The following is a 19,611-nucleotide window of genomic DNA, read 5'->3' on the forward strand; positions in this document are numbered from 1 at the left end:
CTAAATTAATAACTTTATATATATTAAATATTCAATGATGGTCTTCCTGATGCTATTGTATAAGCCTCTTTTATTACCTCTGAATAAGTCGGGTGGGCATAACTCATGGTAGCCATACCATTCGCGGTTACTTCATATTCCAGTCCGACAACAGCCTGTGCAATCAAATCTGCCGCCCGGGCGCCGATGATATGCACTCCTAATAGTTCGCCGTACTTCGGATCGGAAAGCACCTTTACAAAACCTTCCGTTTCCATTCCTGCTCTGGCTCTGGCATTCACGGCAAATGGAAATTTACCGATATTATATTCCACTCCCTGTTTTTTTAATTGCTCTTCGGTAGCGCCTACAGAAGCAACTTCCGGCCAGGTGTACACAACTGAAGGGATACGGTCATAATTGATATGAGGTTTCTGACCATTGATCCTTTCCACTACAAATACTGCTTCTTCTTCTGCCTTGTGAGCCAGCATCGCGCCACCCACGACATCTCCAATTGCATAAATGTTTGAAGCTGTAGTCTGAAGCAATTCATTGACCTTCACCGTACCATTGTTATTCAATTCCACGTTGGTATTTTCTAAACCCAGACCGTTTACATAAGATTTTCTGCCGACAGCAACTAGAATATAATCGGCGGTTAGACCTTGTTCTTCTCCTTGTTTATTTTTAAAATACACCTTAGCTGTGTTGCCAAGATTTTCAGCTTTGTAGACTGCCTGCTGAAGTTTGATTTCCACGCCTTCATTAGTTAATATCTTCGTTAAAGCCTTTCCTAATTCACTATCCATCGTAGCAATAAGATTATCAGCATATTCTAAGATAGTCACTTTGGTTCCGATTCTGTTGAATATGGAAGCCATTTCCACACCGATTACACCACCACCAATAATCACGATGCTCTCGGGTTTTTCCTGCAATCCCAAAGCTTCGGTAGAGGTGATGATCCTTTTTTTATCGATAGCAATGCCCGGAATTGTGGACGGTTTTGACCCTGTAGCAATAATAAACTTATCTGAATTAATTACAGTTTCAGTCTTATCATCGTGTACAATTTTCAAGGTTTCATTATTAACAAAAGAACCCGAGCCGTGGAAAACCGTGATCTTATTTTTTCTCATCAGGAAATCCAGACCTTGTGTGTTTTTGGTCACTACCTCGTTTTTTCGCTTAAAAAGCTGTTCAACGTTGAGCCGAAGATTTGAATATTCAATACCGTGTGCTCCGAAACTATTAAGTGCATCTGAATAATGATGGGTACTGTCCAGCAACGCTTTGGTAGGAATGCAACCTACATTGGTACAAGTGCCACCCAGAGTATTATACTTTTCAATGATGGCAGTTTTATATCCTAACTGTGCGCTTCTGATAGCAGCTACATATCCGCCGGGACCTGACCCTATTACGGTAATATCGAATGTTTCCATTTTATTGTTTAAATATTTTAATTGACAAAAAAATAAACCAATCGGTCTTTTTGTAAGCAAAAAAATTACGCTTTCAAATTTCTGATCAATTTCTCTAAAAAAGACATCGCTATATTCAGCTCTGTCATATGGTTGTTGACCTTTGCCTGCATAAACGCACCTTCGATCATCGAGATCATCACTACAGCAATTTCGGTCGGATCGGTATCTGCTTTTATTTCATTTCTATCGATACCACGTTTGATTTGATTTTCGATAGATGTTTTCCAAAAGTCTAGGGCTTTTTGTACGCGTTTCTGGAGTGACGGATGCGTGTCATCAGCCTCAGTAGCAGTATTTAAAATTGGGCAGCCCGCCTGTAAATAGGGATACCTGAAATAGTTTTTGTAGGTATGGGGATAAACCAGCAATCTTTCGATAGAATCTTCAGTTGCTAAAATACGATCTTTCATATGCTGGGTTACTTTACCAAAATTGTAATCAAATACACTTAATGCAATCTCATCCTTATTCTCAAAATTGCCATAGATGCAACCTTTCGAAAGACCGGTGGCGCTCATTACATCATTTATGGATGTACCTGCGTAACCTTTCACGTTAAAAACGGTCGAAGTTTTTTCAATGATCAGCTGTTTGGTATTTTCGGATTTTTGAGTTTTCATCAGCAATAATTTTTACTGAAACAAAGTTATATAAAAAAATAAAACAATCGGTCTTTTTTTTCATCATTTTTCACAGTTCGGTCTTATCTAAAATGATAACAGGCTGCTTTTCGCAATGCGCTGTGCAGGAAGCTGTAAGTTTGATCTGTAAGTAAAAGAAGGCACATAGTTACATTTGGTTTCCTTGTAAATTGTGACCGTGTAGCTTGTGCATGATGAGCTATTTTTCATTTTTGAAGACAAAGATGGATATCACCGCCCCCAGAACAGCACATAAGCCAAAGACCTGAAAGCTTTCATTGATGCCGATATTTATGATGAGGCTTAAGATCAGGCTCCCCAATCCGTACCCCATGAACATCACAAACGCAAAAAGACCAATAGCAACGCCCTTTCGCTCAGATAAGGTTGTGATTAGTGCAGCGAAAAGAGGATGGGTCATGTCAAATGCAAGCGATAGGGTAGCGACCAAAAGGCAGGAGAGAGGCAATGGTAAGTGAATGGCCAGCAAAAGGGTGGAAAGTGCTTCAATTGTTATTCCTATGGGAATGATTTTATTCCTACCGTACCTGTCTGCCATCTTTCCTATCATTGGTCCCAAGAGAAGACCAGGAATCCCATATCCCAATAATGCTAATCCGACGCCTTTTTCGTCCAGGTGGTAGTTGCTGAAAAAGTAATATCCGGTCCATGCAAATATTCCACTATGAAACATAGAATTGAACAATACAAAACTGTATGTCCGTTGTCCCCTGGGCAACTTTAGAATGTTGTAGTACTCGGTGATCATATTTTTGAGCTTTTCTGCGGTTTGTTTTTTCTGAAGGAAACTTCTTCGGTTGAAAAGCAGTACGACAAGGATCAGCAGTCCCATTCCGGCAACTATGCAAAAAAGTGCCCGCCATCCGACAAAGGCAGTCAGCAGTGCACCTGTGCTGGATCCAAATGCTGTTCCTGCCGCCATGAATCCAAAAAACAAACCTAGGGCATGTCCTCTTTTCTCGTACGGAAAGTGGTCCCCGATCCAACCAATCGTCGTTGGTGCCACCCCTCCGGCAACCAGCCCTGTGAGCAGCCTTAGAAAAATCAGCTGATCAATACTTTCTGCCAGACCCGTAAAGGCAGTAATTAATATGAACCCCGACAATGAAAAAATTATGACCTTAAAGCGCCCATATCGATCTGAAAGGGGGGCGTAGATCAGGGTTGAAATTCCATAGCTCAGCAGATATGCAGGTTCGATAAAACTGACGTGCCGAACCGATACCCGAAAAAGTCCTGAAAGATGGGGAAGTATCGGAGCCACCATGAATCCCTGAAAGAAGATAATGAATGTGCCCAAAGAAAGTATCGCAACTAATGTAAAGGAAGGGATCTCCAAGGATGTTGACGCAGCATTTTTGCTGATTTTATGATATGTGTTCATTGTATTGTCCGTTTGCGCGGGAAAACCTGTGTATAATTTATTAAGGCAATTTGGAACAGCTTTTCAGCTGTTTAATCTTTTCAAGTAAGTGGCAATCTACCACGGTAGCTGTCCATGGATGCCTATAAACTGTCCTGTAGGGCCGGATTTATCGAGCGTAGCATATTTCAGGATAAGCTTTGCTGCATCCGATACATATCCGGTACCCTTGAACCCATTGAATTCAGTGGCCGTGTATCCAGGATCTACAGCGTTAACCCTAAATGCGGAGTCCCTCAATTGGTAGGCAAGCATGACCGTAAAAGCATTCAGTGCTGTTTTTGAAGGGCCATAACCGGCATCCTTAAATTCATAGAATTCCCAGTCCTGATTATCGTGCAGCGTGAGAGAGGCCAGTTCGCTGGCACATTTACGATACGTGGATTTTCTGAATTTTTCAGTAGTGGCATCATTGCCTGTGTCAGACGGATCGGACCAAAAAGATTGGTATCAAAAATATCCTTTATGATATCTATATCTACCGTAGCGGGCGGTTGTGGCTGCTGACCACGTATCCCGGCATTGTTTATCAATGCATCTAAAGATGAACTGTACTGCAGCATGTTCTGGTATGCATCGTTTAAACTCTGCGGGTCCCTGATATCAAATGCAACCGCTATAATGTTATCATAACCTGCGTTTCGTAGTTCTTCTGCGGCTTTTAGTCCATTTTCGTAGTTGCGGCTTCCAAGGAAAATTGTATAGCCAATTTTCGAAAACTGTTTTGCTGTTTCCAGTCCGATTCCTCTGTTTGCTCCACTGATAAGTACTGTTTTCATAATGATTCTATAATGTTAAAAGGAGTTGATTTTTTTATCTGTTATCTTCTACACTGCCCACATCGATATCCGGATCAAAATTATAAAAGTTATATTTGCAGTACAGGTACAGTATGAATCAAAATAATCAATACAGATGAAAACCTACAAGTTTGAGTTGTTTACCAATGAAATTGAGAAAAGTATTCGGGAAGGTGTTTTCAAACCCGGACATAAGCTGCCGTCGGTCAGGGAAATTAAGGAAAAATATCAGCTCAGTTCCAGTACAGTACAGATGGGCTATGAGCATTTAATACTTAATGGATCTGTGGAAAGTATTCCAAAATCCGGCTATTATGTTTGCAACAATAAACAGAATAAGTTTGAAACCTTACAAACCGGGCATAAGCTCGTGGTCAGAGATGCGACATTCAGCAATCATTTGGCACTTACAACTTCTCTTCGGTCGGGACGCAAAATTTCTGAATTTAACGTAGCTGCTCCCGGAAATCTTATCGTTCCACAAAAGTTATTGCTTCGGACCATGCAACAGGTAATCAGAGAGCATGGGGCAGGTTTATTACGTTATTATCCTGCCAGTGGATTGAGTTCATTAAAGGAAAATATTGTTGCGCGCGCAGTATCTTACCAGACAAGGCTAAACGGTGAGGAGCTGATTATCACTGATGGTGCGTTGCAGGCACTATACATATCGCTCGCCGCAACTTGTGGGCCAGGAGATGTGATCGCCTTAGAAAGCCCCAGTGTTTTTTCCGTACTTGAAGTTGTTAGAGTGCTGAAACTTAGGGTTGTCGAGGTTCCCGTCGATCCGATTATTGGCTTTGATGTAGACTTTTTCAGGAAAGCCTGTGAAAAAAATAAGATAAAGGCAGTCGTCGTCACGCCGAATTTTCATAATCCTACCGGAACACTATTATGCGGCGAGCAGAAAAGGATGCTGCTCAATATTGCTCAGAAGCACAATGTAGCTGTAGTAGAGAATGATATCTACGGAGATATTTATTTTCAGGGGCAGAGACCCTCTACGATCAAGAGTTTTGATGATAGCGGACTAGTGTTGACTTATTCATCCTATGCGAAAACACTGGCGCCCGGAATCAGACTTGGGTGGCTAAGTTCAGGAAAATTTATGGAGCGTACCGAACAGATAAAATTTGCCCTTGGAAGTTCCGTTTCCCCCCTGTATCAGGAAACAGTCAGCCGGCTCATTCAGGTTAGCAGTTACGACCGCCATGTGCGATCATTTCGCATGCTATTGGCAAAAAACGCCCACTTTGCCATTAATCTGCTATCTACCCACTTTCCAGAAAATATTTGTATGGCAGCACCGCAAGGTGGCTATAATCTCTGGATCAGAATGCCCGAAAGTACAGACATGAAATTTTTTTATGAGCAGTGTGAAAAGATCGGTGTCCGTTTTACACCTGGGTATACCTTTTCGTTTTCTTCAGCCTTTGACCAATATTTCAGGCTTGTTTTTGCCGATACGTTTTCCCCGAAACGGATAGAGGCTATCCGCTTGCTCGGTCAGCATTTAAGATAGATCCTGTACCAGTCTTATTTGAGAGAACTGTACTGTCCAGTACTGGCTGGCTTCAGTATTTTTGTGAAAAATATTGTGAATATGAGATGGATAATTTTAATTACGGCTGGAATCTTCGAGGTTCTTTTTGCTTTCTGTCTTGGTAAAATCCGTCTTGCTGCCGGTGTCCATTTTTATTTGTGGATAGGAGCCTTTCTAATCTCTATGTCCTTAAGTTTACTGCTTTTGTTTGAAGCAATAAAGATATTGCCGTTAAGCACTGCTTATGCTGTATGGACAGGAATCGGAACAGCAGGTACTGTATTGCTTGGGGTATTTGTGCTCAAAGAACCTGTTACTGCAAGCAGGATATTTTTTCTGCTGTTGCTGTTCGCATCCATCATAGGCTTAAAGCTTAATTAGCAGACCATAAATTTGTCTAAATTTTTAAAAATGAATATAATTTCAAAATTTGCTTTAGCAACAGATGAGTCTACGGATACTCTGTTGAATCTGATCATTGAACTGGCATCCGAAAAATTTGGTCAGCAACTGCAAACCCAGCAATTGAACGAATTTATCGAGAAGTATTATAACCGCAAGTATTTTGTTAGTGAGATGAACAGTATGTCCAACCAGTGGATTATGGTATATGTCGACAATCAGGCTGTGGGTTATGCGCGCGTTACATCTAAGGGGGAAGTTCCACCGGCAATCGATAATATGCGCGCGGTACATATAGGTGATTTTTCAATCCTTGAAAAATTTAGAGATTCCCAGATCATGGAGTCTTTATATGATAAGTGCATTTCATTGTGCAGGTTTGTAGATGTGATCTGGATCAACGAATACATTGATAATCCGTTCATCGAATTTTTTGAAAGCAAAGGCTTTATAAAGCAACCCGGAATGTATGAACTGGACGATATCGGTCTGCTGTCCAGCTGTCTGATCTTTAAAAATAGATCACATTAAAAAAGTGAAATGATAGAAGCAGTGATCTTTGATATGGACGGTGTGTTGATCGATTCGGAGCCATTTTGGCTTGCGGCAGAACGGGAAGTTTTTGAATCCCTGGGTATTATTGTTACTGAGGAGCATTCATCAATAACAAGCAGAATGACCACCAGAGAAGTTACCAAATACTGGTTTGCCATACAGCCCTGGCTGGAGAGAAGTTTGGCTGATGTCGAACATCATGTTATTATGAGGGTTGCAGAGCTTGTTGATCTTTATGGCGAAATAATGCCCGGGGTTGAAGAGATCCTGAACTACTTTAAGCAGGAAGGATATAAAATTGGTCTTGCGACAAATTCTCCGGGGATTTTGGTGCCCAGAATTCTTAAAAAAATAGGAATTGAGGGCTATTTTAGCAGTATTCTCACAGCAGATTCTGTTAATATAGGAAAACCTGATCCCCAGATATACCTCAAGTCTGCATCTTCCCTTTCTGTAAGCCCTTCCAAATGCCTGGTGTTTGAAGATTCCCAGGGAGGAGTTACGGCCGCTGTAAATGCGGGAATGGCAGTGATCGCCGTTTCGGGGAAATACTCAGATACTCATGGCAATTTTGATCAGGCCGACAGGTGGATAAGTAATCTACTTGATTTTTGTCCAGAATATATCGAGATAATAAATAGAAGGTTCAGTTAACTAATATGTAGCTGTGTTCGTCTATTAAGATGATCCGCTGGGCTAAGTTATCAGTAAGTCTCGCCACTCCAAACTAAAAGCAATTGTTGGAAAACGTGCTTGATATTATTTTATCGTGATTTATATTGAACACTGGGCATGCTCATTTCCGGAGAATCGGAAATTATGGTGTATATAGGGAGGGATTCTACACAGATCCGAACCATCCTCTTCAGAATAGCATAACAATCCACTATTTTAATCATTTTCAAATTACTGCCATGATTCTGCAATAAATGTAAATTATGCTATTATCTAGTAGAACAGAATATGACCGAAGCGTAAAAACTATTTGTCAGAACATGTATATAAACTAATCAAATAAATTGTTCTGTTTTTCGTTTAATATATAGGAGTTTTTAAATATAATAAAGGATTTTATAATAATACTCACGCCATGCAAGCCGTTTATCTGTACATACGAGTCAGTACTGATGAACAGGCTGTAAAAGGATATTCCCAACGCAGCCAGCTGGATCGACTTGTGCACTATTGTAAAGATCACAATCTCATTGTTGCCAAAACTATTTTCGAAGACTATTCGGCAAAAACATTTAACCGGCCGAGTGGAACAAACTGTTCGCTGAGCTTAAGCTCACTAAAAACCAATCTTCACTTATTCTCTTTACTTATTGGGATCGTTTCAGCCGCAATATTATGGACGCTTACAAGATGTTAGAAAGATTGCAGAATATGAAAGTCTCCATTCAGGCAATTGAACAGCAGATAGACTTCTCAATCCCGGAAAGTAAAATTATGTTGGCAATGTATTGGGCTACTTCTGAAGTAGAAAACGATAAAAGAAGCCGTAATGTACGTTTGGGAATGCAAAAAGCAAGACTGGAAGGAAGATGGATCAATAAAGCTCCTCTAGGATATAGAAATAAAATTACATCTGATGGGAAAAAATATATAGACATCTACGAACCGGAAGCATATATTATCCGTGAGGCTTTTACAGCTATAGTGAGACAAAATAAATATTGTTTAACTGAAATATACAAGGATGCGGTATCAAATGGGCTTAATTGTAGTAGAAGTGCTTTTTATCGCCTGGTAAGAAATCCTATTTATTGTGGTAAAATAAAAATTCCGGCATTTGAAGATAAAGCTGAAAAAATTGTTGAGGGTACTCATGAGCGTCTTATACCTGTCGTTTTATTTGATCATGTTCAAAGAATAATAAAAGACGCAGATTTAAACCATCCTAAAAAATTAACTTCAAAAAGGATAGCTAATGAAAATTTAATTTTTAGAGGTGTTCTACAATGTCCTAATTGTGGAAATACGCTTACAGGAATTGGATCGCAGGGACATACTAAAAAATATTATTATTACCACTGTATGGGACGTTGTTCATACCGGGTAAGAGCTGACGTTATCAATTTGAGTTTTCTTTCATTCCTTAAGAATAATAGAGTGGTAGAACCATTTTTAGAACTTGCCAATAGTATTTCAAAGGAAATTTATGGTGAAGAACATCATGATTATATTCAGAAAAAAGAGGAGATAAATGGAAAAATTAATTAATAGGGGATTCAATGCGCAAAAGCTATTTTCAAATGGGAATATTGACTATGATGATTATATACTAATAAGAAGTTGTTGCCAGGAATCTTTAAAAGATAATACTGATAAATTGAGACAGCAGGCTTTAAAAATAGTCGCAGAGAAACATACAGAAAAGGGAACTGATTACGTAATTAACCACTTAGGGGAGTTTTATGAAAATTCAGATACTATAACCAAACAGAGAATTATCAGGTTGTTTTTTCCGGAGAAAGTAAAGGTAATAGAAGGGAATATTGAAGAAATGCTATCAGAAAGTGTTAAGACCATATTTGGATTAACTGTTTCAGCTTCGAAAATAAAAGAAATCCATGGTCAGCAGACAGACCAGGCAATAGTTGAATTTTTTAAAGAATTATATTTTTTAGGGTATGAACAAAACTTAAAAAATATCTAAAAATTGATGGATTAGTTTTTGATTTTTCAGAGTAAAGCTGATTCATTAAATTGTATTTGTATAAAACGCTGAAAAACAGTTTTTTTAGGGTGTTTGAAGTGTTCGAGATCCTGTATAGATAACTTGATGGGCTTGTCTTTTCGAACTTTTTGTTCCAAAGAAAAAAAACACTTTTGGTATTTAATTGATCTTCAGTTGTTTAGTGTTTTCAATAAGGTTCGAATCCTGTCAGGTTTGTGACAATAATATGGAGTTTTAATCGAAAAATTGACCAAAAAAGATAAAATATTGGTTTTTAAAGAAAAAATTTTTGCTTTATAACATAAGGTAAAACAGTAAAAAGTACGTTAAATATGCTGAATAAGAGGTATTTATAAATAAAATGACACCATTTGGCCTAAATTGTCCTAATGGTGTCATTAAGTGAGCGCGAAAGGATTCGAACCTTTGACCGTCTGCTTAGAAGGCAGATGCTCTATCCAGCTGAGCTACGCACCCCTAAAAGAGTTGTTTCCGCTTAATATTATAAGCTTTAAAAGTCGGGGCGGCAGGATTCGAACCTGCGACCTCCTGGTCCCAAACCAGGCGCGATGACCGGACTACGCTACGCCCCGAAGTATATTTTAAGCGGAGGGTAAGGGATTCGAACCCTTGCGACACTTTCGCGTCGACAGTTTAGCAAACTGCTCCGTTAACCACTCCGGCAACCCTCCTTTTTGTTTATTTTTTAATGATCGTTGTTCCGTTATTGCGAGTGCAAATATAGAACAGATTTCTTTATTTACCAAATAAATTTCAAGAAAAATTTACGTATTTTTGAGCTAATAAATCATTAAAAAACTAAACTGATGCGTAAAACATTATATATCATCGGATTAAGCGCTTTTGTTTTTTCATGTACTTCTCAGCAAAATGTGAAAAAAAGTTCTTACCAGCCGAAAACCCCCGTAGTACAGGCAAAACCGCCCGTTAAAACTCCGGCTCCCGAACCTCCGAAACCTAAAATTACAAACGAACATGGAGTAGAGTTTTTTACAACCAATTTAGCAGATCCCACGAAAAATGACAATACGGCAAGTTATGGTTCCATTGTTTCTGCAAAACCTGCAGGATATAAAGTGGTGAAAACCTATTTTCCTGCTATTGCACAAAATTTCAGACAACGTTATCTGATTCTGCATTATACGGCTCTTCCGGATGATAAGTCTGTTACGGTGCTTACTCAGCAGGCAGTAAGTTCCCATTATCTGGTAAATAATACCGGAGATAATGAAATTTATCAACTGGTAGATGAAAACAAACGTTCCTATCATGCAGGAGTAAGCGCATGGAGAAGCGATAAAAATCTGAATGATACTTCAATCGGTATTGAAATTGTTAATACAGGCTTTACTACAGATGCAACCGGAAAAAGAGTATTTGTTCCTTTCAGTGATGAACAGGTGAAAAAAGTAGCGGCGCTGGCCAAAGATATTGTGACAAGATACCAGATTCCGGCAACCAATGTTCTGGCACACGCAGATATTGCGCCGACAAGAAAACAGGATCCGGGGCCAATGTTTCCTTGGAAGAAACTGTATGACGAATATCAGATAGGAATGTGGTATGATGAAGCTGCAAAGCAGAACTTCCTTACCCAGGCACAGGTAGATCTGGCGGCTAAATATAACGATGCCTCATTTATCTTTGGTATTCAGACCGCTCTTCAGAAGTTCGGGTATGGACTTGAATTCAGCGGGAAGTGGGATGATGCTACCAAAAAAACAATAGAAGCTTTCCAGTACCATTTCCGTCCGCAGAATTATGACGGGATCATGGATGCCGAAACATGGGCAATACTTCAGGCTTTAATGCAAAAATATCCAACGAAATAATTTATGTAAAGCGCATCGGTTAGATGCGTTTTTGTTATATTTAAAAATTAAAAAAGTTAAAACATCTGTAATGGAAAATTTCAGAAAAGAGAGTGACCTGCTGGGAGAACTGAACGTGCCGGCAAACGCTTATTATGGAGTTCAGACTCAAAGAGCAATTGACAACTTCAAGATCTCAGGACAACTTTTGTCTTCATATCCGGATTTTATCAAAGGATTGGCTTTCGTGAAAAAAGCAGCCGCAAAAACCAATTACGAATTGGGGCTGCTGGATGAAAACCTGTATTTCAAAATAGCAGAAGCCTGTGATGAAATTGCAGCAGGAAAATACCATGAACAATTCCCTGTAGATATGATTCAAGGGGGAGCCGGTACTTCAATCAACATGAATGCCAATGAAGTAATAGCGAATATTGTATTGGAAAAACTAGGAAAGAATAAAGGTGAATATGAATTCTGTTCACCTAATGATCATATCAACCTTTCCCAGTCTACCAACGATGCCTATCCTACAGGAATTAAAATGGGACTGCTTCACATGAATATGGGCTTAGTTGAAAGACTTGAGAAAATTGTTGAAGCTTTCCGTGCCAAAGGAAAAGAATTTCAGGATGTCATCAAAATGGGGCGTACCCAGCTTCAGGATGCTGTTCCAATGACTTTAGGGCAGGAATTCGAGGCTTTTGCAGCAACCCTGGAAGAAGATATTTCCAAACTGAATAACAATGCAGAGCTTTTCGTAGAGGTAAACATGGGGGCGACAGCCATCGGAACCGGACTTAATGCTCCGGTAGGTTATGCCATTCTTTGTGCGAAAAATCTGGCCAGAATCACTGGATTTCCGGTTGTTTCTGCACCGGATCTTGTTGAGGCAACACCAGATACAGGTTCTTATGTGATTTATTCCTCGGCAATGAAGCGTCTGGCGGTAAAATTGTCCAAAATCTGCAACGATTTGAGATTGCTTTCCTCCGGTCCAAGAGCAGGATTGTTTGAGATCAATCTTCCACCTATGCAGCCGGGATCTTCAATCATGCCGGGAAAAGTAAATCCTGTTATTCCGGAAGTGGTAAATCAGGTATGCTTTAAAGTAATCGGAAATGATCTTACAGTAACCTTTGCCGCAGAAGCCGGACAATTACAGTTAAACGTAATGGAACCAGTACTTTCTCATGCCATTATGGAAAACATCCATTTCCTTTGCAATGCATTGGATACGTTGCGTGAAAAATGTGTAGTGGGAATTACAGCCAATAAAGAAGTCTGCCTGAATATGGTGAAACACAGCATCGGTATTGTAACTGCACTTAACCCATACATCGGATACAAGCAATCTACAGCCATTGCTAAAGAAGCTCTGGAGTCCGGAAAAAGCGTGTACAACCTTGTTCTGGAGAAAGGAATTCTTTCCCAGGAAAAGCTGGATGAGATTCTTGATCCTAAAAACATGCTGAAACCGCATAACAAATAAAAAACAATCCATAAGTGATAAATGGTGGCCATCGGTACATCATTTATCACTTATTATTTAGTACTTATCATATCTTGAGGTTTTTAATTATAATTCCTGCCCACAACGAAGAGGAAAATCTTCCGTTCACACTGGATTCTTTACAGCAGCAAAGTTTTAAAGATTTTAAAGTCGTGATTGTTAATGACGGTTCAGTAGACCGTACTCCTGAGATCATCAGAAGATATACAGAGAATGATTCCCGTTTTCAGACGGTCAACCTTCAGAAGTCTGCCCACCAGCCGGGATCTAAAGTCGTCAATGCTTTTAAAAACGGATTGCAGACCCAAAATGTAGAAGAATTTGAGATCATTTGCAAATTTGACGCGGATATTATTCTTCCTGAAAACTATCTGGAAACCATAGAAAAAGCATTCAAAGATAATCCTGAATACGGGCTTGCAGGAGGTTTGTTATACATAGAAAAAGAAGGAAACTGGGTGTATGAAGGAAATTCAAACAAACATCATGTAAGAGGTCCTATGAAAGCCTACCGGAAAGAATGTTTTCTTCAGATGGGAGGGCTAAGAGAAACTTTAGGCTGGGATAATATCGATTCTATTTTATTGGAAAATCTGGGTTGGAAAGAAATGGTACTGCCTGAACTCCATGTAAAATTAATTAAAGTAAAAGGAGCTGATTACACCATCAGGCCCGCCGACTATTACGGCCGGTATTTTTATTTCTTAGGCCTGAACAGATTTCTTGCCTATATTGCCGCCTCAAAAGAAGCTGCAAAAAGCAGATCAGTTTCTTTTTTCTTCAAAATTACCGGAGCTTATGAAAATTGCAGATCCAAAAAACTGGAACTCAAACTTTCTGAAGAGGAACAAAAAGCAGTCAATGATCAGCGTTGGAAAATGCTGAAGAAAAAATGGCTTAAAATGTAGAATCTAATGGGATGAAATTTGAAATAAACACATAATATATTCAATAGAAACGGGCTTTAGCCCGTTTAAAACTATAATAAACCAACCAATTAAAATCTCCGGTTCAACAGTGAAAAAAATCGCCTACATCGAAATAGATACCCATGCAGAAATTGCGCAGGCTTTCATGAACATCATGAAGGATTCATCAGATTTTGCAGTAGATTATTATTTTTCAGAAAGAATAAGGAATAGGATTGAAGAGAATGGAGAAAAAGGATTTCTGTCGGATAGCTCTATGATTCTGGATCAGCTGAGTTCAAAAAAATATGATCTCATTATCATCGGAACCGTTCACAGGTATTTTAATACTTTTCAGGCAATAGTGCAGAAATACAATACTGTTGTTATTGTTCATAATATTAACTTTTCACAATCTTCAAAATGGTCTTTGTTAAAGAGTATTTTCAAATCAGATATTATTTATAGAGTAAAGCTTTGGTGGAAAGAAGGATTGCTGCAGTCTTCAAAAGTGTATCAGAAAGCGAAAAGGCTTTTGGTTCTGGATGAAGAGCTTTCTTCGGATCAACGTATATTCCTGCCGCTTTTCTATACTGAAGTTTTTGAAAAAACAGATAACGATCATACGGTCATCGTAATTCCGGGAGGAGTGTCTCAAAAAAGAAGAGATTATCATCATGTTTTTAACGTAATGAAGAACCTGAAAACTCAGGAAAGATATGAATTTATTTTCCTCGGAAAAGCTCAGGGTAATGAATTGAAACAGCTTGAAAGACTATCTGAAAGCCTTCCCGAAAATATTATGATTCAGTATTTTCCGGACAGGGTTTCCAATGAAGATTTTGAAAAATGGATGCAGAAAGCAGAGGTTTTATGGTGCCCGATTCAGCAGAAAACAGCGTTTTTCAGCCTTGAAGAAACCTATGGATTAACAAAAATGACCGGAAATCTGGGAGATGCTGTCGCCTATGGGAAAATGGCTGTTTTTCCTGAAAATTACCCTTCAAAACTTGAATTTATTATCCCGGAAAAGCAAGATGTAATCAGCCAGTTCACAGAGCTGAAAAATACTCAGTTCGATTTTCAGAAAACATACAATAAAAGTTCCGTTCAGAAAAGATTGGAAAACGTCCTGAAAAGCCTTCTTTAATATTATTTTTGGTGCTAAAATCCATTCAATAAAACTTGTCCGTTTTTAGACCTCAAAAACTTCCATCTTCCTGCTTCCTTCCTATTTAAACTTAAAAATACTTTTAATAAACTTCATATTCAGATAATCTTCAATCGGGAAAATTTTGGTGAAATAATTTCCGATATAGATCAAAATGAGTACAACAGCAGGTTTATACATCAGATTGATGAAATTACTGTTGAAATTCGGAAGAACAATAGCTACAGTGATAGCCAGTGTACAAATAATGGAAACGAAAATCATTTCGATAGTAAGCGGTGAAACCTTGAATACAATATAATTGAAAATGATTTTAACAACATTATAGGTTGTAAGGGAAATGGCTGTAGACAGGGCAATTCCAATAAGTTTCAGCTCCGTATTTTTAATGAAGTAATAATTCAGTCCAATCGTTAATCCGGCCAGTAAAAGCATGACCAGAATATTGAATCTGTAATATTTCGAAAGAGAAATAATATTTCCATTGAATCCGGTAGCGAGATCCAGCAAAACAGCAGATCCCCAGATCCATACTACGGGTTCATATTCTCTCAGCATCGTTCCGTTCTTCGGCATAAATTGCGTCAGATAAGGAAATCCTACCATAATGCAGGAGAATAATACAGCGCCAAGGAAATATAATGTAAGTGATGTTTTTTTATGGAACTTGTCAAGAGCTTCCATATCGCCGTCAGCAAGGTTTTTACTGATGATAGGAGCGGAAATGTTAAACAGGCCCAGCTGTGGAATAGAAATCAATGAAATTAAAGCATATAAAACAGAATAAATTCCGTTTTCCTCCATTCCCATAAACTCTCCGATCATAAAGCTGTTGATGGCCAGATAATTTCCAAAAGTTCCTAAAAAACCAAAGAAACAGTAATTGAGAAACTCTTTCCAGAAATTGTCTTTCTTAAAATAGCTCGTGTCGAGATCAAAATGTATTTTATCAAGCTTATTCGTGTAATAAACATATCCCAGGAGCATTAAAGCAAACATTCCGAAAAAGAATACAAATGCAATCCGCTGCGAAAGAACCTGTCCGTATTGTAAATACGTAAAATAAGCAAACAGGAGGAATGCGCCCAGGTTGGCTATTTTCGGAAAAAGATTGTCGAAGATATTGGAAACTACAATTCTCTTATAGTTGGATACATATTTATTGAAAATGGCACAGAGCGATAAAACCAGAATTAAGGGTAGAATAATTTCTTTAATTTTCCAGGCTTCCGAATGAAGGAATTTTGGATAAAAATAAGGGATAACAAAAAATACAACAGAAAATATAAGGAAATTAATCAATATTGTAACGAGGGACAAAGACAGCATATTTTGATTTTTACCGTCTTTTTGCAAAGAATTAAAATACTTCACATTTGCATAGGAAATTCCGAAGACAACGAACGGAACAAGCATTTCTGCCGTCTGCATACTGTAACGCAGTTTTCCGTAAAACTCAAAATCACTCGGAAAAATGAAAATGGCAGATACCGTACCCAGCAAAAAACCAATATAACCTATGATGGAATATTTGAAGCCTTGTCTCGCTACTACACTCATACTGTTTTTTAATGGTTTTTAGGGATGAAAATAATATTGTTGATATAGTTCGTTTTGTTTTTTTCATCATGGGTATTGCGCAGCAGAATCTCTTCCGTAAGAACTTCCAGTCTGAAGGTATTTCTGTTGAGGTATTGCGCTTCATAACCCCAGCTTTTTACTTCAGAAATATCGTTCCATATCGGGCTTTCGTGGTGTCGTTGTTCCATTTCTACCATCAGGGTAGGATAGAACTGCCGGATGATTTCCTTAGCTCCGGAAAGGGTCCTCATTTCATTTCCCTCTACATCTATTTTTATGAAATCAAGTCTGTTGAAGTGTTCAATAGCGGCCCAGTCGTCCAGCTTCAGAACCTTCACTTTTTCTGTGTAACTTTTTTCTTCCCCTTTTTCTTTATATGAAGTGTTTAATGTTCCGCGGGAGGCGATCATTTTTCCGTTAATAACCGGAACTTTAAATTCTGCAGTCGTATTTTCATCAGAAAGAGCCAGAGGCAGTACCCTCATGGATGGAAATAACCTTTTTAAACGGCGGCAGAGTTTTTTGTTCGGCTCAAAAGCGTAAATATTCTCAGAATCCAGTTTGTCTTCCAATTGATAAAGAAAAGTGCCGACATTAGCCCCAATGTCCAGGATCACGGCATTTTTAGAAAGGTATTCTTTAATCCATACCAATTCCGGTTCTACATTCCGTTCTGAAAAATTATCTTTATTAAGATTATTTAAGGTCTTAAAATATCTTTTTTTATAAAAATTCGGACTTATATATTGTAGTTTTTCTGCAATTCGCTGGTATAAAGACATCCTTAATTGTTTGACGAAAAGCAAAGATAAGCAAAAATGTTAAACTAATGTTAAAAAATAACAAATATAACAGATTGATTATCAATTTATAAATTGAAAGCCACTTTTTATAAAAAATTGAATTTTAAAAGATTGGGTTTTTGTTGCAAAAACAGATTTTAAAAACATTCATTTATATGATTTACCCGATATTTTATTTTTACATAGTACAATAAAAATTCGTGTATCCGTGGCATTAAAAACAAGCATGATAAAACCCAGAACCTGTATTTCCATTCGGATTAATTCCATTCGAAATGTTAAATTTTAACCCTTGTCATAATTTTTTTTAAAATTCTGGTGTTTTGATAAAATTTTGGCAGATGTTTTGATATTAACTCATTGCTTATCGATAAGGCTAACAGATTTAATAAATCAATTAATTGATTGTACTAACAGTTTAAATATTTAATAGTGATGAAACAGATACATCAAAATCAGGAATTTCGTTTTAACGAAGTCCTGTTTGAGCACCGTAACAAAGATTACGGAGCCTACGTTTTAAGAAATGAATCAGATCGAATATTAACCAAAGCCCTTTTTATCGGAGTAAGCTTACTGGCCGCAGTGTCAATAACCCCTTTCGTTATCTCAGCATTTAAATCAGATGCACCGTCAAAAGGACGGGAGGGAGTGGAAATTGAGTTTGTAGATCCTGTGATCCCGGATGTTCCTGTAACGCCGCCTGCACAGGTATTGCCTCCAAAAACAACACCACCGCCAAGTGTGAAACAGTTTGACAGTACAGTTCCTGAACCTTCATCAACAGCTCCTGAGGATAATACTAAAAAAGAGCCGATTCCGGATGACGCAGTAGCAGGTTTTAAAAACGACTTTACAGCGGAACCTATTAAAAGAGGAGCAGAGCCAATTAACCTTGAAGGAACAGGAAAAAGCCCAGTTTTACCTTATGTTCCGCAAGGGCCGCCAGCTCCGAAAGTTCCGGATGATCATATTGCTTCAGGTACGGAATTGTCTTCTGAAGCTGCATTTGAAGGAGGGATTAATGCATTCAGAAATAAAGTAACCAGCAATTTTGATGGTTCTTCATTTGATGGAAGCGGGGAAACCATGAGAACAGTTGTTACTTTTATAGTTGAAACGAATGGAACGATTTCCGGAATTAAAGCAGAAGGAGGAGATGCGGATTTCAACAGAGAAGCTATAAGAACCATAAAAAGTATCAAAGGGAAATGGAAGCCTGGAATGAATAAAAACAAAGAGGCTGTAAGAAGTTATTTCAAGTTCCCGATCTCAATGAAATTTGAGTAAAAGGACAGAATAAACAGATATTAAAAAGTTATCCACAAAGAATTTTTTTTGTGGATAATTTTTTTTATCGCTAAATTGCTTATTAACAATATTTTAACTCAATTTTAAATTTCACCGTTTATCGGGAGCAAAGAAAAAAGTGTATTTTTGAAACCTAAAGTTCGAATAATGGCAAAAATCATAGGTATCGCTAATCAAAAAGGAGGAGTTGGAAAAACAACAACAGCTGTAAATTTAGCCGCAGCATTAGGGGTATTGGAAAAGAAAATCTTAATCATTGATGCAGATCCACAGGCCAATGCAACCTCAGGCCTTGGTGTAGAAGATGTTCAGTATTCTACATATAATTTGTTAGAGCACAGTGCAGATACAAGATCCTGCATTAAAAGAACAGCAACCCCGAATCTGGATATCATTCCGTCTCATATTGATCTGGTAGCAGCAGAAATTGAACTGGTTGATAAAGAAGACCGTGAATATATGCTTAAAAAAGCTTTAGCAGAAGTAAGAGCAGATTACGATTATATTATCATCGACTGTGCGCCAAGTTTAGGGCTTATTACAGTGAATGCGCTTACCGCAGCAGATTCTGTGATCATCCCGATCCAGTGCGAATATTTTGCTTTGGAAGGACTAGGGAAATTATTGAATACCGTTAAAAACGTACAGAAAATTCACAATAAAGATCTTGGAATCGAAGGACTTCTTTTAACCATGTACGACAGTCGTTTAAGATTGTCCAATCAGGTGGTGGAAGAAGTAAATGCCCACTTCCCGGAAATGGTATTTGAAACCATTATCAGCAGAAACGTAAGATTGAGTGAAGCGCCAAGTTTCGGAGAAAGCATCCTGAACTATGATGCTGAAAGCAAAGGAGCAGTACAATATATCCAGCTTGCTGAAGAAGTATTGCTGAAGAACGAAAATTTAGTAAAAAATTAAATTAATAAATAAATGAACACCGGGTGGTCTTAACTGC

Annotated in this window: 20 protein-coding genes and 3 tRNA genes; 13 read left to right on the plus strand and 10 right to left on the minus strand. The window is 38.3% G+C overall.

Features of this window, described 5'->3' with window-relative positions:
* Window positions 1-23 precede the first annotated feature (23 nt).
* The 5 genes from lpdA to FW768_RS21000 form a co-directional block, all read right to left on the minus strand.
* A complete protein-coding gene (gene lpdA, locus FW768_RS20985) occupies window positions 24-1,427 on the minus strand; it encodes a dihydrolipoyl dehydrogenase (RefSeq protein ID WP_153398787.1) in 1,404 nt (467 codons plus the stop codon).
* Window positions 1,428-1,492: 65 nt separating this feature from the next.
* Window positions 1,493-2,089 (minus strand): TetR/AcrR family transcriptional regulator, encoded by a 597-nt coding sequence (locus FW768_RS20990; protein WP_231128755.1) that lies wholly within the window; start codon window positions 2,087-2,089, stop codon window positions 1,493-1,495.
* A 220-nt stretch (window positions 2,090-2,309) separates the two neighbouring features.
* The gene (locus tag FW768_RS20995; protein WP_153398794.1) at window positions 2,310-3,515 is read right to left on the minus strand and encodes an MFS transporter; all 1,206 of its coding nucleotides are present in this window, start codon (window positions 3,513-3,515) and stop codon (window positions 2,310-2,312) included.
* A gap of 96 nt (window positions 3,516-3,611) precedes the next feature.
* Window positions 3,612-3,809: a Rossmann-fold NAD(P)-binding domain-containing protein gene (locus FW768_RS23870; protein ID WP_262885783.1), complete on the minus strand. Its 198-nt coding sequence runs from the start codon at window positions 3,807-3,809 to the stop codon at window positions 3,612-3,614.
* A 14-nt stretch (window positions 3,810-3,823) separates the two neighbouring features.
* Window positions 3,824-4,333 carry an SDR family NAD(P)-dependent oxidoreductase gene (locus tag FW768_RS21000; protein ID WP_262885784.1) on the minus strand — a complete coding sequence of 170 codons (510 nt, stop codon included), beginning with the start codon at window positions 4,331-4,333 and terminating at the stop codon, window positions 3,824-3,826.
* A gap of 136 nt (window positions 4,334-4,469) precedes the next feature.
* Between FW768_RS21000 and FW768_RS21005 the strand changes: the two genes are divergently transcribed.
* The 7 genes from FW768_RS21005 to FW768_RS23785 all read left to right on the plus strand — a co-directional run bounded on the left by FW768_RS21005 (window position 4,470) and on the right by FW768_RS23785 (window position 9,513).
* Window positions 4,470-5,876: an aminotransferase-like domain-containing protein gene (locus FW768_RS21005; protein WP_153398797.1), complete on the plus strand. Its 1,407-nt coding sequence runs from the start codon at window positions 4,470-4,472 to the stop codon at window positions 5,874-5,876.
* Between the two features lie 81 nt (window positions 5,877-5,957).
* Window positions 5,958-6,278 (plus strand): DMT family transporter, encoded by a 321-nt coding sequence (locus FW768_RS21010; protein WP_153398800.1) that lies wholly within the window; start codon window positions 5,958-5,960, stop codon window positions 6,276-6,278.
* Window positions 6,279-6,308: 30 nt separating this feature from the next.
* Window positions 6,309-6,830 carry a GNAT family N-acetyltransferase gene (locus FW768_RS21015; RefSeq protein ID WP_153398803.1) on the plus strand — a complete coding sequence of 174 codons (522 nt, stop codon included), beginning with the start codon at window positions 6,309-6,311 and terminating at the stop codon, window positions 6,828-6,830.
* Window positions 6,831-6,839: 9 nt separating this feature from the next.
* Entirely contained in the window at window positions 6,840-7,508 is a 669-nt protein-coding gene (locus FW768_RS21020; RefSeq protein ID WP_153398805.1) for an HAD family hydrolase, read from the plus strand.
* Between the two features lie 436 nt (window positions 7,509-7,944).
* A complete protein-coding gene (locus FW768_RS23775) occupies window positions 7,945-8,226 on the plus strand; it encodes a recombinase family protein (RefSeq protein ID WP_262885785.1) in 282 nt (93 codons plus the stop codon).
* On the plus strand, window positions 8,166-9,077 hold the full coding sequence (locus tag FW768_RS23780) for a recombinase family protein (protein WP_262885802.1): 912 nt from the start codon (window positions 8,166-8,168) through the stop codon (window positions 9,075-9,077). Before FW768_RS23775 ends, FW768_RS23780 begins: the two co-directional genes overlap by 61 nt.
* Entirely contained in the window at window positions 9,061-9,513 is a 453-nt protein-coding gene (locus tag FW768_RS23785; RefSeq protein WP_231128756.1) for a hypothetical protein, read from the plus strand. Before FW768_RS23780 ends, FW768_RS23785 begins: the two co-directional genes overlap by 17 nt.
* Before the next feature lie 424 nt (window positions 9,514-9,937).
* Here the strand turns inward: FW768_RS23785 and FW768_RS21030 are convergent.
* From FW768_RS21030 to FW768_RS21040, 3 genes are all read right to left on the minus strand, one after another.
* Window positions 9,938-10,011, minus strand: a tRNA-Arg gene (locus FW768_RS21030).
* Window positions 10,012-10,052: 41 nt separating this feature from the next.
* A tRNA-Pro gene (locus FW768_RS21035) sits at window positions 10,053-10,127 on the minus strand.
* A gap of 14 nt (window positions 10,128-10,141) precedes the next feature.
* Window positions 10,142-10,226: transfer RNA gene (locus FW768_RS21040), tRNA-Ser, on the minus strand.
* A gap of 135 nt (window positions 10,227-10,361) precedes the next feature.
* Between FW768_RS21040 and FW768_RS21045 the strand changes: the two genes are divergently transcribed.
* The 4 genes from FW768_RS21045 to FW768_RS21060 all read left to right on the plus strand — a co-directional run bounded on the left by FW768_RS21045 (window position 10,362) and on the right by FW768_RS21060 (window position 14,937).
* The gene (locus tag FW768_RS21045) at window positions 10,362-11,387 is read left to right on the plus strand and encodes an N-acetylmuramoyl-L-alanine amidase (RefSeq protein WP_153398808.1); all 1,026 of its coding nucleotides are present in this window, start codon (window positions 10,362-10,364) and stop codon (window positions 11,385-11,387) included.
* 70 nt (window positions 11,388-11,457) lie between these two features.
* Window positions 11,458-12,858, plus strand: a complete 1,401-nt coding sequence (aspA, locus tag FW768_RS21050) for an aspartate ammonia-lyase (RefSeq protein WP_153398811.1) — start codon at window positions 11,458-11,460, stop codon at window positions 12,856-12,858.
* Window positions 12,859-12,932: 74 nt separating this feature from the next.
* Entirely contained in the window at window positions 12,933-13,787 is an 855-nt protein-coding gene (locus FW768_RS21055; RefSeq protein WP_153398814.1) for a glycosyltransferase, read from the plus strand.
* 109 nt (window positions 13,788-13,896) lie between these two features.
* Window positions 13,897-14,937, plus strand: coding sequence for a hypothetical protein (locus FW768_RS21060; RefSeq protein WP_153398817.1), 1,041 nt, complete (start codon window positions 13,897-13,899; stop codon window positions 14,935-14,937).
* A gap of 81 nt (window positions 14,938-15,018) precedes the next feature.
* Here the strand turns inward: FW768_RS21060 and FW768_RS21065 are convergent, their stop codons facing one another.
* Together FW768_RS21065 and FW768_RS21070 are read right to left on the minus strand one after the other, a co-directional pair.
* Window positions 15,019-16,518 carry a lipopolysaccharide biosynthesis protein gene (locus tag FW768_RS21065; RefSeq protein WP_153398821.1) on the minus strand — a complete coding sequence of 500 codons (1,500 nt, stop codon included), beginning with the start codon at window positions 16,516-16,518 and terminating at the stop codon, window positions 15,019-15,021.
* Between the two features lie 8 nt (window positions 16,519-16,526).
* Window positions 16,527-17,321, minus strand: a complete 795-nt coding sequence (locus tag FW768_RS21070; protein WP_153398823.1) for an FkbM family methyltransferase — start codon at window positions 17,319-17,321, stop codon at window positions 16,527-16,529.
* Window positions 17,322-17,777: 456 nt separating this feature from the next.
* Here FW768_RS21070 and FW768_RS21075 point away from each other — a divergent pair, with 456 nt between their 5' ends.
* Together FW768_RS21075 and FW768_RS21080 are read left to right on the plus strand one after the other, a co-directional pair.
* Window positions 17,778-18,632 carry an energy transducer TonB gene (locus FW768_RS21075; RefSeq protein ID WP_153398826.1) on the plus strand — a complete coding sequence of 285 codons (855 nt, stop codon included), beginning with the start codon at window positions 17,778-17,780 and terminating at the stop codon, window positions 18,630-18,632.
* A 168-nt stretch (window positions 18,633-18,800) separates the two neighbouring features.
* Complete coding sequence (locus FW768_RS21080) at window positions 18,801-19,574, plus strand: ParA family protein (protein WP_153398829.1); 774 nt, start codon at window positions 18,801-18,803, stop codon at window positions 19,572-19,574.
* The last annotated feature ends 37 nt before the right edge of the window (window positions 19,575-19,611 follow it).

Origin of the sequence: Chryseobacterium vaccae (assembly GCF_009602705.1) — a bacterium.
Lineage (GTDB): Bacteria > Bacteroidota > Bacteroidia > Flavobacteriales > Weeksellaceae > Chryseobacterium > Chryseobacterium vaccae.

What these genes read in the sequence shown, in the direction of transcription:
- lpdA (WP_153398787.1), bottom strand. Translation starts at nt 1,427, where the DNA reads ATGGAAACATTCGATATTACCGTAATAGGGTCAGGTCCCGGCGGATAT.
- FW768_RS20990 (WP_231128755.1), bottom strand. Translation starts at nt 2,089, where the DNA reads ATGAAAACTCAAAAATCCGAAAATACCAAACAGCTGATCATTGAAAAA.
- FW768_RS20995 (WP_153398794.1), bottom strand. Translation starts at nt 3,515, where the DNA reads ATGAACACATATCATAAAATCAGCAAAAATGCTGCGTCAACATCCTTG.
- FW768_RS23870 (WP_262885783.1), bottom strand. Translation starts at nt 3,809, where the DNA reads ATGCTTGCCTACCAATTGAGGGACTCCGCATTTAGGGTTAACGCTGTA.
- FW768_RS21000 (WP_262885784.1), bottom strand. Translation starts at nt 4,333, where the DNA reads ATGAAAACAGTACTTATCAGTGGAGCAAACAGAGGAATCGGACTGGAA.
- FW768_RS21005 (WP_153398797.1), top strand. Translation starts at nt 4,470, where the DNA reads ATGAAAACCTACAAGTTTGAGTTGTTTACCAATGAAATTGAGAAAAGT.
- FW768_RS21010 (WP_153398800.1), top strand. Translation starts at nt 5,958, where the DNA reads ATGAGATGGATAATTTTAATTACGGCTGGAATCTTCGAGGTTCTTTTT.
- FW768_RS21015 (WP_153398803.1), top strand. Translation starts at nt 6,309, where the DNA reads ATGAATATAATTTCAAAATTTGCTTTAGCAACAGATGAGTCTACGGAT.
- FW768_RS21020 (WP_153398805.1), top strand. Translation starts at nt 6,840, where the DNA reads ATGATAGAAGCAGTGATCTTTGATATGGACGGTGTGTTGATCGATTCG.
- FW768_RS23775 (WP_262885785.1), top strand. Translation starts at nt 7,945, where the DNA reads ATGCAAGCCGTTTATCTGTACATACGAGTCAGTACTGATGAACAGGCT.
- FW768_RS23785 (WP_231128756.1), top strand. Translation starts at nt 9,061, where the DNA reads ATGGAAAAATTAATTAATAGGGGATTCAATGCGCAAAAGCTATTTTCA.
- FW768_RS21045 (WP_153398808.1), top strand. Translation starts at nt 10,362, where the DNA reads ATGCGTAAAACATTATATATCATCGGATTAAGCGCTTTTGTTTTTTCA.
- aspA (WP_153398811.1), top strand. Translation starts at nt 11,458, where the DNA reads ATGGAAAATTTCAGAAAAGAGAGTGACCTGCTGGGAGAACTGAACGTG.
- FW768_RS21065 (WP_153398821.1), bottom strand. Translation starts at nt 16,518, where the DNA reads ATGAGTGTAGTAGCGAGACAAGGCTTCAAATATTCCATCATAGGTTAT.
- FW768_RS21070 (WP_153398823.1), bottom strand. Translation starts at nt 17,321, where the DNA reads ATGTCTTTATACCAGCGAATTGCAGAAAAACTACAATATATAAGTCCG.
- FW768_RS21075 (WP_153398826.1), top strand. Translation starts at nt 17,778, where the DNA reads ATGAAACAGATACATCAAAATCAGGAATTTCGTTTTAACGAAGTCCTG.
- FW768_RS21080 (WP_153398829.1), top strand. Translation starts at nt 18,801, where the DNA reads ATGGCAAAAATCATAGGTATCGCTAATCAAAAAGGAGGAGTTGGAAAA.